This is a genomic window from Pseudomonas sp. NyZ480 (assembly GCF_029537255.1).
Lineage (GTDB): Bacteria > Pseudomonadota > Gammaproteobacteria > Pseudomonadales > Pseudomonadaceae > Aquipseudomonas > Aquipseudomonas taiwanensis.
The window spans coordinates 2,525,917-2,537,931 of sequence record NZ_CP120626.1; the positions used below are offsets into that span (position 1 = coordinate 2,525,917).

At 61.2% G+C, this 12,015-nt stretch carries 9 protein-coding genes; 3 read left to right on the forward strand and 6 right to left on the reverse strand.

The window, feature by feature from the left end; translation table 11 throughout:
* Positions 1-150: 150 nt before the first annotated feature.
* The gene (locus tag P3R38_RS11605) at positions 151-732 is read right to left on the reverse strand and encodes a LysE family translocator (protein WP_027907766.1); all 582 of its coding nucleotides are present in this window, start codon (positions 730-732) and stop codon (positions 151-153) included.
* Positions 733-991: 259 nt separating this feature from the next.
* Between P3R38_RS11605 and P3R38_RS11610 the strand changes: the two genes are divergently transcribed.
* Entirely contained in the window at positions 992-2,563 is a 1,572-nt protein-coding gene (locus P3R38_RS11610) for a TerC family protein (RefSeq protein ID WP_023380403.1), read from the forward strand.
* Here P3R38_RS11610 and rarD read toward each other — a convergent pair.
* Both rarD and P3R38_RS11620 read right to left on the reverse strand, forming a co-directional pair.
* On the reverse strand, positions 2,526-3,413 hold the full coding sequence (rarD, locus tag P3R38_RS11615; protein WP_277687158.1) for an EamA family transporter RarD: 888 nt from the start codon (positions 3,411-3,413) through the stop codon (positions 2,526-2,528). The two genes, P3R38_RS11610 and rarD, sit on opposite strands and share 38 nt — an antisense overlap.
* Before the next feature lie 35 nt (positions 3,414-3,448).
* A complete protein-coding gene (locus P3R38_RS11620; RefSeq protein ID WP_027907767.1) occupies positions 3,449-5,035 on the reverse strand; it encodes an EAL domain-containing protein in 1,587 nt (528 codons plus the stop codon).
* A 301-nt stretch (positions 5,036-5,336) separates the two neighbouring features.
* Here P3R38_RS11620 and hppD point away from each other — a divergent pair, with 301 nt between their 5' ends.
* Entirely contained in the window at positions 5,337-6,413 is a 1,077-nt protein-coding gene (gene hppD / locus P3R38_RS11625) for a 4-hydroxyphenylpyruvate dioxygenase (RefSeq protein WP_023380406.1), read from the forward strand.
* Between the two features lie 19 nt (positions 6,414-6,432).
* Here hppD and P3R38_RS11630 read toward each other — a convergent pair whose 3' ends face one another.
* The gene (locus P3R38_RS11630) at positions 6,433-7,272 is read right to left on the reverse strand and encodes a CSS-motif domain-containing protein (protein ID WP_238346517.1); all 840 of its coding nucleotides are present in this window, start codon (positions 7,270-7,272) and stop codon (positions 6,433-6,435) included.
* 96 nt (positions 7,273-7,368) lie between these two features.
* Positions 7,369-8,055, reverse strand: a complete 687-nt coding sequence (locus tag P3R38_RS11635; RefSeq protein WP_023380408.1) for a type 1 glutamine amidotransferase domain-containing protein — start codon at positions 8,053-8,055, stop codon at positions 7,369-7,371.
* A 335-nt stretch (positions 8,056-8,390) separates the two neighbouring features.
* Here P3R38_RS11635 and P3R38_RS11640 point away from each other — a divergent pair, with 335 nt between their 5' ends.
* On the forward strand, positions 8,391-10,367 hold the full coding sequence (locus P3R38_RS11640; RefSeq protein ID WP_252189442.1) for an ATP-binding protein: 1,977 nt from the start codon (positions 8,391-8,393) through the stop codon (positions 10,365-10,367).
* A gap of 6 nt (positions 10,368-10,373) precedes the next feature.
* On the opposite strand, the gene P3R38_RS11645 is transcribed toward P3R38_RS11640, so the two are convergent.
* Positions 10,374-11,969 (reverse strand): response regulator, encoded by a 1,596-nt coding sequence (locus P3R38_RS11645; protein WP_277687159.1) that lies wholly within the window; start codon positions 11,967-11,969, stop codon positions 10,374-10,376.
* Positions 11,970-12,015 lie beyond the last annotated feature (46 nt).

Genomic DNA, 12,015 nt, shown 5'->3' on the forward strand with positions numbered 1-12,015 from the left:
GCAGGCCTTCCTAGCCGGGGGATTACCCCGGGAAATCCGAGAAGGCCAAAGGGTATGAGTGGGGTTACCTGACTAGATGCCAGGCAAATTCGATCCGCACTGTAGGAAAAGTCGACGCGTGCAGATCGGATCTTGTGCGCCGATCTTCCATTAAATGACCAGATACCCCGCACTGGCCACCAGCAACGCCGCCAACCCTCGATTGAACACCCGCACTCGCCGTGGGTTACCCAGATACCGTCGAATCACACTGCCGGCCCAGGCCCAGCCGGCCACCGACACGAAACAGATCGGCCCGTAGATCCAAGTGAACAACCACAGCAAGTGCTGCTCGCCACCGGTGTAGGCACCGACCCCGGCCACCGCCGCCAGCCAGGCCTTCGGGTTGAGCCATTGCATGACTGCGCCATGCCAGGCAGTGGGGGCACTGTGGTGCAGTGCACTGTTCAGCTGACCGTCATCCAGGGCCAGCTTCCATGCCATGTACAGCAAGAATGCTACGCCCCCCCAATGCAACAGCACACCAACCATGGGCCAGCGCGCAAGGAGTTCGTGCACCCCGAGCCCGACCAGCAGCAACAGTGCACAGAACCCGAGCGTGGCGCCTGCCACGTGGCCCAGACTGGCCCGCAGACCATGGCGGGCACCGCTGCCCAGGGCAACGATGTTTACCGGGCCCGGTGAAATGGAAGCTGCCAGCGCAAAGGCGGCCATGGAAAGCGCGAGAGTCATGGGTGCATTTCCTCGTGTGGAAGATGCCACGATCCTGGCCTGGTAGGTGGGCGATGTATTGAAGAAAAGTCCCTCACAGCGGCGGTTACAGCTTTTGTAATATTTTTGCGCTGTCGAAAGAACCCACGGTGATTGTAGGATCACCTTCCTATTTCTTGATCAAGGTACGTATGAGCACCTTCGCGGAGCCCCCCAGTCTCCGGCCTTCCTGGCCATCCTTCCCCCGTCCTTGTGACGCTTTCCCCGTGAGTACCCGCTAATGGAATGGCTAGCCGACCCCACGGCCTGGCTGGGCCTGCTGACGCTTATCGTCCTCGAGCTGGTGCTGGGTATCGACAACCTGGTGTTCATCGCCATTCTGGCCGACAAGCTGCCACCCCATCAGCGCGATCGCGCGCGGGTGATTGGCCTGAGCCTGGCCTTGATCATGCGCCTGGGCCTGTTGGCCAGTATCTCGTGGATGGTCACTCTCACCGCGCCGCTGTTCGAGGTATTCGGCAAGAGCTTCTCCGGCCGTGACCTGATCATGCTGTTCGGTGGTGTGTTCCTGCTGTTCAAGGCCACCATGGAGCTGCACGAACGGCTGGAAGGGCACGTGGCCCAGAGCAGCGGGGTGGCACGCCATGCCGCGTTCTGGCCTATCGTGGCGCAGATCGTGGTGCTTGATGCGGTGTTCTCGCTGGACGCCGTGATCACCGCCGTGGGTATGGTCGAACACCTGTCGGTGATGATGATCGCGGTGATCTTCTCGATCGGCATCATGATCGTGGCCAGCAAGCCGTTGACCCGCTTCGTCAACGCCCACCCCACGGTGATCATGCTGTGCCTGGGCTTTTTGATGATGATCGGCTTCAGCCTGACCGCCGAAGGCCTGGGCTTCCATATCCCCAAAGGCTACCTGTACGCGGCCATTGGCTTCTCGCTGCTGATCGAGCTGTTCAACCAGTTGGCCCGGGCCCGTCGCAAGCGCAGCCTGCAACAGCACCGACCGCTGCGTGACCGCACCGCCCATGCCGTGCTGCGCCTGTTGGGCGGGCGACGGGTGGAAGCTGACGAGGTGGGCGAAGAAATTGCCGACCTGGTCGAAGGTGGCGAGGAGCAAGTGCTGTTCGACCGTCGCGAGCGGGTCATGATCAGTGGTGTGCTGAACCTGGCCGAACGGCCGATTCGCACAGTGATGACGGTGCGTACCCAAGTTGATGCCATCGACCTGGCGCAACCGGCCCAAGCCATTACCCAGGCGCTGGCCCATTCTCCGTATTCGCGTCTGCCGTTGATTCGCGATGGCCGGATCGACGAGCCGCTGGGCTTCGTGCACAAGAAGGAACTGCTCAAGGAGCTGTTGTCAGGCAGCCAGTTCGACCTCGAACGCATGGCACGGGCGCCGCTGAACCTGCTGGAGAGTTTCAGCATCCTTAACGCGTTGGAGCAGATGCGCAGCCAGTCGACCCACATCGCGTTCGTGGTCAACGAGTTCGGTGATTTCACCGGTCTGCTGACTATGACCGACATCCTCGAGTCGATTGCAGGCGAGCTGCCCGATGCCAGCGAAGTCGAGGGCCCAGGCGTAGTCGAAGACAGCGATGGTTTCGTGGTCAACGGCGCCCTGAACCTGAGCCAGGTGCAGGCGCGAACCGGCTTCAGCGCCCGTGCCACCGAGGACTACCAGACCCTCGCGGGCCTGGTCATGAGCTTGCTGGACCGCTTGCCGGTGGTCGGTGACCGTCTGGCCTGGAATGGCTGGGTCATGACGGTGGTGGCGGTGGAGGAGCGCCGGGTGCGCCAGGTGCGCCTTAAACCGGACGACGACGTTGGCGTAGCAGGTGCTTGATTCCTTCGAGCACCAGCACCAACACCGCGGCCCAGATCGGCAGGTAGGTCAGCCACTGGTCTGGGCCGATGGTCTCGCCCAGCAGCAACGCTACACCTACCAGCAAAACGGGTTCCACATAGCTGAGCAGGCCAAACAGGCTGAACGGAAGCAGCCGGCTGGCAAGCACGTAGGCGATCAGGGCGCAGGCACTGATCGCTCCCAATAACGGAATCAGACCGTATAGGGCAGGGTGCTGCAGCAGGTCGTTGGCGCTCAGGGGGCCTTGGGTCACAAAATACACGGCCCACGGCAGCAGCAGGCACATGTCGCACCAAAGCCCGCCCAGGTGGTCGGTGCGACAGCGGCGACGCAGCACGAAGTAGATCGGGTAACCGAGGGTCACCAGCAAGGTTTCCCAGGCGAAGCTGCCATTCTGGTACAACTCGTGCCCCACGCCCAGCGCGGCGCAGGCCACTGCCACTTTCTGCAGGCGGGACAGCCGTTCGCCGTACACCATGCGCCCGGTCACCACCATCGCCAGGGGCAGCAGGAAGTACCCCATCGACACTTCCAGGCTACGCCCGTGCAGAGGAGCCCAGAGAAACAGCCACAACTGCACGCCCATCAACCAGGACGTGCCAACCATGCCCAGCAACAGCAGCGGATTCTGCCGCACTCGGCCAAGCAGCCCGCCGACCAGCTTGATGTCCTTGGTCAGCAGTATGAACAGGGTAAGGCAGGGAAGGGTCAACAGCGTGCGCCAGCCGAAGATTTCTTCGCCGTCGAGCGGTGAGAGCAAAGAGGTATAGAAGTACATCACAGCGAACAGACAGGACGCCATGACCGACGAGAGAATGCCTTTTGACACGAATGCCTCGAAATAGGGGGAGTTAAGCCGCTGGATCAGCCGCGCATGATCTCAGGGGGCGCGCCCTGCGGCAACTGCGTGATGCCTGGGCGGGCCGCCAGTGCCTGGAGAAACTGCGCCGCCGGCATGGGCTTGGCGAACAGGTAGCCCTGCTGGAAATCCACCTGGTGGTGTGCCAGGTAGTCCCGTTGGGCAGTGGTTTCCACACCCTCGGCGACGATGCCCAGGCCCAGCTTGCCCGACAGTTCGATAATGCTGTCGAGGATATGCTGGGACAGGGCATCGCCACCGATCATGGCAACGAAACTCTGATCGATCTTCAGGTAGTCGACCTGGAACTGCCGCAGGTAGTTGAGGCTCGATTGGCCGGTACCGAAGTCGTCCAGGGCGATCATCACCCCCATTTCATGAAGTTTCTCGAACAACTCCAGGGTGACGGGTGTGGGCTCGATCAGTTTGCGCTCGGTCAATTCCAGAGTCAGGATCACTCGGCCGGGCGGGAAGTGCTGGAGGAAAGTTCGACAGTCGTCGAGCAAGCCGAGGTCGCGGCAATGGTCGGCGGTAATGTTGATGCCGATGTGGAATCCGTCTTCGATCAGCGAGCAGTAGGGTGCCAGGGTCTGTGCCGTGTGCACCATCAGGGCGCGGGTCATGGCGACGATCTGGCCGCTGTGTTCGGCATATGGAATGAACAGGTCGGGGCGCACCAGTCCTTCGCGAGGATGGTTCCAGCGCATCAGCACCTCGGCCCCCGCCCAGCGATAGTCACCCTTGCGCACCACCGGCTGGAAGTACGGCAGGAACTCGTCGGCCTCCAGGGCGCGCCTTAGTTCATTGCGCGGCGACGAGGCACGGCGGATCTGCCAATGACATGCAACCCCGGCCACCGCGCCGATGAACAGCAACAGGCTGAGCAGCGCCGGGTAATGACTGCGCAGCACCGCGCCTTGCTTGCCTGCCTCATAACCGCCGTGGATGCTGAAGGGATAACGGGTGGAGCTTCGTTCGACACTGGCGATGGGCGCAACGGGGGGCATGCCCTGGCGTACCACGCCGTCCTTGCCCATCCATTTATCGCCGACACGGATCTGCAATACTTCATCTGGGCCGATCAGGCGCAGCGCCGTAAGCAGGTGTTCACCATCGACCGTGGTGATGGCGCCCCGGTCACCTTCGCTGGCACGGTACACCAGCAATGGATGACCGGGAGTCACCGAATTGCCGTCCATCAGCCACAGTTTACCCTCGGTGTAATCGCGGGCATCGACTGGCTCGTCGAACTCGCCGAACAATGAGGTGCAGTACAGGCTGTTGTGCTGGAACAGGTTGGTCGAGCGCACGAACGCGTTGCGGGTTACCTGGCCGCGCAGGTTGAGCTTGATCTGCTCGCATGGGCTGCCGGCCAGTGGCAGCAAGGCCTGGGCGGCTCCAGAGAGGTTGTCGAGAATGCGCTCGACATGGGTCACCACCTGGCTCGTGGTGGCCAGGCTGTTGGCGCGCAGCTCGCGTTGGGTTTGCCAGTCGATGACCACCAGCCCGCACGCCAGTGGCAATACGCCAATGAGCCAGGGGAGCAGTGCTCGCCAACTCCAGCGGGCGGGGCGTTTAACCGTGAGGGGCATGCTGACCTAATCTTGTAAAGGAAGACCTGCACAGGATAGCCGCTCGTCGGCGTGCAGCGCGAACTAAAGCGCGACAAAGGTATTTACGCAATGTAGAATCGGTTTACGAATACAACAATAAGGTCCTTCGCCTACGGAGGATCCAGCCCGCCGAGAATGGGTCCATATGACATACCATGGGTTCAAGCTGATCATTGGTGACTTCCTCGCCCGCAGCGTGCGGGGTATCCCGTGCTCCCCACCATCTACGTTCCGCATCACAGGCAATTGATCATTTTTCGCTGCAGATGAGGACACGAACATGGCTGATATCTTCGACAATCCAATGGGCCTGATGGGCTTCGAGTTCATCGAGCTGGCGTCGCCGACGCCGGGGGTGCTGGAGCCGGTATTCCAGATGCTCGGTTTCACCAAGGTGGCGACCCACCGCTCCAAGGATGTGCACCTGTACCGTCAGGGTGGCATCAACCTGATTTTGAACAACGAACCGAAAAGCATCGCATCGTACTTCGCAGCCGAGCATGGCCCGTCGGTGTGCGGCATGGCATTTCGTGTTCGCAATTCCCATGAAGCCTACGCCCGGGCCCTGGAGCTGGGCGCTCAGCCGGTCGAAATCGAGACCGGACCGATGGAGCTGCGCCTGCCGGCAATCAAAGGCATCGGGGGGGCACCGCTGTACCTGATCGACCGTTTCGAGGAAGGCAGTTCGATCTACGATATTGACTTCAATTTCATCGACGGCGTGGATCGCAACCCCGTCGGTGCTGGCCTGAAGATCATCGACCACCTGACCCACAACGTCTATCGCGGGCGTATGGCTTACTGGGCCGGCTTCTACGAGAAGCTGTTCAACTTCCGCGAGATTCGCTACTTCGACATCAAGGGCGAATACACCGGTCTGACCTCGCGCGCCATGACCGCGCCCGATGGCATGATCCGTATCCCGCTCAATGAAGAGTCGTCCAAAGGTGCAGGGCAGATCGAAGAGTTCCTGATGCAGTTCAACGGCGAGGGTATCCAGCATGTGGCCTTCCTCACGGACGACCTGCTAAAGACCTGGGACGCCCTCAAGGGCTTCGGCATGCGCTTCATGACCGCACCGCCGCAGACCTACTACGAGATGCTCGAAGAGCGGCTGCCAGGCCACGGTGAGCCCGTGGCCGAGCTACAGGCTCGCGGCATTTTGCTCGACGGCGCGTCCGAAGCGGGCGACAAGCGCCTGTTGCTGCAGATTTTCTCGGAGACCCTGCTGGGGCCAGTATTCTTCGAGTTCATCCAGCGCAAAGGTGATGACGGCTTTGGTGAAGGCAACTTCAAGGCCCTGTTCGAATCCATCGAACGCGACCAGGTGCGCCGCGGTGTCCTGAACGTCGATTGACGACACAGGGGTGCTGCCGTCATGACCTGATGGCGGTGGCACCCAACGCCTTGCGACGCACCCTTACCATCCCCCAGTAGACGATCGAGCCTGTCAGTATCCCGACCAGGGCGATTGACGGCATCGTCTGCAACAACGACTGGCGGGCTTCTCGAGCGGTAAACCCTGTTTCATAGCCGCCTTTGACGGTATAGCCGTACTTCTCGGAGTGAGCCGTTTCAAAGAACTCCGATTGGGAAGGCCGATCAGCGTCGCGGCTGTCGCCATGACTCCAGATATAGTCCTCGCCAAATTCAAGGAGCAGCGTCAGGCCATCCTGGAAGCCGCGCAGCTCGTTACGGAGTTCCATGCCATAGGCTGATGCGTAGACACGCAGGTTGTCCTGCCTCAGCTGATACACGACCAACACTGCGTTAGGCGCAGTGGGCGGGTCGAAGACGAGCATTGCAGGGTGGTCTTGGTCGATGAACAGGCTGTCGTACAACAGCGCGTCATCCATCGACGAGCAATAGCCCTTGCCCTCCTGCGCCAGCACCAGCGATTGAAGGCGTTGCCCTCCCTGCAGCAGGCCCACCAGCTTCTCTTGGGCTTGCGAACAGGGTTTGCCAGCCAAAGGCAAAACCAGTTCTGCCGACGCGTGCAACCGATCCAATGCGCCATCGATCGCGTAGACGGCTTCCTGAACGGAAACTCGCGCGTTTTCTTCGAGCTTGCGCTCCAGTTGGTAGAACATCACCACCAGCCCACTGGCAACCGGCATCAGGCTGGTGGTCAAGGCCAGCATCGGTGCCAGCATGATGCGGCCGATCTGTGTGAGTTTCGCCATAGCCTGCATTTCCCCCTCGTAGGTCTGCCGCATGAGCAAACGAAGGGTGAGCCTAAGTAAGCTGTGTTACTCAGGCTGTAATCCGCAGGCGATGCGTAGGTAGGGATCAGGGGGAAATCGCTGTAAGGTTCATCGCACCTTGAGCTTTGCCAGTACCTTTTCCGCCAGCGCACCCGTGGAGGCGGGGTTCTGACCTGTAATGAGCCGGCCATCTTCAACCACGAAGGGCTGCCAAGGGTCGTCGTGTTTCAGGTACTGACCGCCCCGCGCTGTCAGTTCGTTCTCGGTCAGGAAGGGCACCACGGCATCGAGCTCGGCCAGTTTCTCTTCAATATTTGAAAATCCGGTGACTTGCCGATCTTTCAGCAACAGGCTGTTGTCACTGAGTTTTATGTTCAGCAAGCCCACGACACCGTGGCAGACGGCGGCAACGATGCCTTGGTTTTCGTAGATTCGACGCGCAAGGTCCTGCAGCGCCGGGTTGTCGGGGAAGTCATACATGACCCCATGTCCCCCCGTGTAATAGATGACCTTGTACTCATCGGCCTTGACCTGCCCGGGCTGCAGCGAAGCGCCTAGCCGGTTCATGAACGTCTTGTCGTTGTACCACTGCCAGTCTAGGTCTGGGGCCAGTTGCAGGCTGTGAGGGTCGATCGGCACATAGCCGCCGCTGGGGCTCACGTAGTCCACGGCATAGCCGGCCTGTTGCACTTTTTCGACGAAGTGCACTGCCTCCCCCAGCCACAGTCCGGTCGCTCGCTTGAGTGTCGGGTACTTGGCTGTATTGGTCAGCACAACCAGAATCTTCTTACTCATGACCAGGCTCCATTGGCAGCGAAGGAATAAAGCAACAGGCGGCAGGTGAGGCCTAATCAGCATAGCTGGGGTTTTCGCTCACGCCATTGTGATGGTGGCGTTATGCTATCTTCCTGAGGGCGCGCCATTTCGCAGCGCGTGTGGTGCACGCGTAATGGTTAACATTACAGATGTCTTGCAGAGGCGCTCGTTCGCGCAGATGATGCAGCCAATCCTTTCTTCTACCCCACAGTGGAATCGACATATTGGGCGCAAACCGTACGCCACACCCACCCGGTCCGCGGGGCGTTCCCCAGGCGACAGACACCGATGCCGCAGGCACCCTCGCCGAGCGAATCGCGCGCTTCGACTGGGGGCGTACTGCTTTGGGCCCCTTGCCGCGTTGGCCAGCTCCGCTGCGCATTGCGGTCGACATGGTGCTCAACACCCCATTCCCTAGCGCCTTGGTCTGGGGGCCGGACCTGACGGTCATCCACAACGAGGCTTACCAGGCGTTGCATCCCGTGCAACAGGATACCTTGGGCCAAGGGTTCGACAGGCTATGGCATGAGGCCTGGGACGAAGTGGGGCCGTGGGTATTCAAAGCGCTGCAAGGCCACGCGAGCTGCATCGGGGACAAGCCCATTGTGGTCGGTCGTGGCGCCCAGGGAGAGCAGGGCTCCTTCGCCTTTTGCTACTCCCCTGTGCGTGATGACCATGGGGAGGTGGCAGGTTTTCTGCACACGGTGATGGAAACCACGGCCGGCGCCGAGTTGCAGCGAGCGTGGCGGGACCAGGTGCAGGTGTTGCAGGCGCAAATCCAGAAATACATGGTCGACCGCGAGCACCTCTGGGCGCTGTCGCGCGATGCGATGGTGACTGTCACCTCGGAACTTGTGTTGAAGGATGCCAATCCCACCTGGTACCGCATTCTGGGGTGGAGTGAAGACCAGGTACGCGACCGTTCGGTACTTGAGTTGATCCATCCGGCGGACCGCGCCGAGGTGCAGGTGGCGGTGGTCGACTTCATCCTTGGCAATGCCGACGATACGTTCGAAACCCGTTTGCGTCATCAGGACGGGCACTACCGATGGTTCCGCTGGACCGCCAAGTTCGACGGCTCGCTGTTGACCGCGGTCGGCCGCGACATCACCGATGATCGTGACGAGGCCATGCGCCAATCCCAGGCGTTGCTACGCAACAGTCAGCGACTCGAAGCCGTTGGCCAGCTGGCAGGCGGTATGGCACATGAGATGAACAATTTGCTGTCCGGCATCGGCGGTAGCCTTGAGTTGTTGCAGCGACGCTTGGACCAAGGGCGTCTGGAGCGTTTGGGGGACTACGTCGACATGGCGCGCGATTCAGTGCAGCGCGCCATGAACCTGACCCATCGGTTGCTGGCTTTTTCCCGCAATCAACCGCTCAAGCCCCGTCCGTTGAACCTCAACCGGCAGTTGTCAGCACTTCAGCCCGTGTTACTTCAGACCCTGGGTGCCGAGATGCGCCTGCAATGGCAACTGGATATCGAACCCTGGACCGTTTGCCTTGACAGTACGCAGTTCGAGACGGCCTTGATCAACCTGTGCAGCAATGCTCGCGAAGCCTGCCTGGAGCGTGGCTGCGTGACCATTCGCTGCGCCAACGAGCGCCTTGCCACCGCGTTTCCCGATGAGACGGGTTTGCCGCCAGGGGATTATGTAGCGGTGCACGTGGAGGACGATGGCCATGGTATGTCCGAGGTGGAGATGGCCCGTGCCTTCGAACCGTTTTTCAGCAGCAAGTCCATAGGTAGCGGTGCTGGGCTGGGGCTGCCGATGGTCTACGGTTTCGTTCGCCAGTCCGGCGGATACGTATGGATCACTTCAGCACCGGACAAGGGTGCCAGGGTCTCGATGCTGTTCCCGCGCTGCCACCAACCACTGCCCGTTGAGCCCCCCCCACCGACGCCGGTGGTGGAACGGGCCCGCGGACAACGCCTGCTGCTGGTGGACGATGAGCTGAACTTGCGCGCGCTGATGCGCGAGTATCTGCACGAGTGTGGCTTCGACGTTCACCAGGCCAGCGATGCTGACGAGGCCCTGCAGCGTTTCCGCCAAGATGGCCCCTTCGACCTGGTCATCACCGATATCGGCTTGCCGGGTGGATTCAGCGGTCGGCAGCTGGCACGGGCGATGCGCCAACTGGTGCCCGAACAGCGGGTCCTTTTCATCACGGGTTTTGTCGAGCCTGCATTGCAAACCCAGTTGTTCGAAGAACCGGGCACCGCGCTGCTGCTCAAGCCTTTTGAGCTCCAGAGTCTCGCCAGCCAGGCCTTACGGTTGCTGGCCGAGTGAGTCATCTCAAGGTTTGCCCAGCATCCTGGCAACCTGTCGCTGCAGCTCCTTGAGCTCGAACGGCTTGCTGATCAACTGCATGCCAGGCGCCAGGAAGCCTTCGCGGGCCATGGCCGTCTCGGCATAGCCAGTGATGAACAGCACCGCCAGCCCCGGCCGGAGGGTGCGAGCAATCTCGGCCAATTGTCGGCCATTCATGCCAGGCAGACCGACGTCGCTGATCAGCAAATCCACGTTTTGCGCAGAGCGCAACAACTTCAACGCGTCGTTGGCATTGCTGGCGCTCTGGCAGTTGGCCCCGTCCTCCTGTAGTGCCTGGCACAACAAGCAGCGCACATGTGGGTCGTCCTCGACCACCAGCACGTCACGGCTCTCCATGGGCGAGGTCGGTGGGTCCACGGCCTGCACTGTCTGCGCCGGCCCAGCATGGCGTGGCAGGTAAAGGTCCACCCGCGTACCCTGGCCGATCTGGCTGTACAGGGCGACATGGCCACGGGACTGTTTGCTGAAACCGTACACCATCGAAAGGCCAAGGCCGATACCCTGGCCCACGGGCTTGGTGCTGAAGAACGGTTCGAAAGCGTGTTCGAGGGTACTTTGCGACATACCTTGGCCATCATCGATGATGCTCAGCCGCAGATAGTCGCCGGTACTCAGGCTGTCACCCCTTCCGGGATCGGCTTCTACCCGCTGGTTGCTTGCCTCTATCCTCAACGCGCCGCCGCTGGGCATGGCCTCACAGGCGTTGAGCAGCAAATTGTCGAGGGCCTGCTGCAGTTGCACACCGTCCGCCTCGACGGCCCATAGTGTATCCGGCAGCTGCAGCTCAAGCGTGACCGAGTCGCTGTAGTTGTCCTGCAACCGCTGAGCCTCCAGTAAGGCGCGCAGTTCGATGCGCTGGCTGTGCAGCGACTGTCTGGAAGAAAATGCCAGTAGACGGTGGGTCAGCAGGGATGCCCGGCTGACGGCCTCCCGGCCCATCCGCAGCACGCTTTCGAGGCCCTCGCTGCGGCCTTGCTTCAAGCGGCGGTCGATCAGTTCGAAACTGCCTCCGATGCTGGTCAGCAGGTTGTTGAAGTCATGCGCCACGCCACCAGCCAACTGGCCGATGGCTTCCATCTTGCGTGCTTGATGCACAGCCAACGCCGGCGTCTGGCTGCGCGAATCGAGTTGTTGTTGCAGCGCTTGGAGCTGGTCGCGTGCCAAGTACTGGCGGCGACGATTACGCAGCGCATTCCTGGCCAACAGCAGAAGTTGTTCATCGGCGAAGGGTGAGCCCAAAAGGGACAAGTTTCCCAAGGGGGGCCCAAGGGGGGCGGTGAGGGGGGAGCGGGGGGCGGTGAGCAGCACGATGGGCAGGTCCGACCAGCAGGGCTGATCCTTGATGAACTCCCGCAACAACGTATCTTTGCAACTTTTGAGTGTCTTTTCGGCGATGATCGCTAAGCCTGCGCCCTCGACCAGGCAGCCATGCAGATGGTCGATATCGCGCGCGCACAGGCAGTCTATACCGGCTGTCGCCAGTAGCTTCGAGGTGCTCGCGCCGAGCTGGGCGGGGGCCAGGATCAGGGCGCGCTCATCCAGCGACAATGAACTGGCCAAAACGACTCTCCCGTGTCGATGGGCAGCGCCTGGGGGCGCTTTCGCC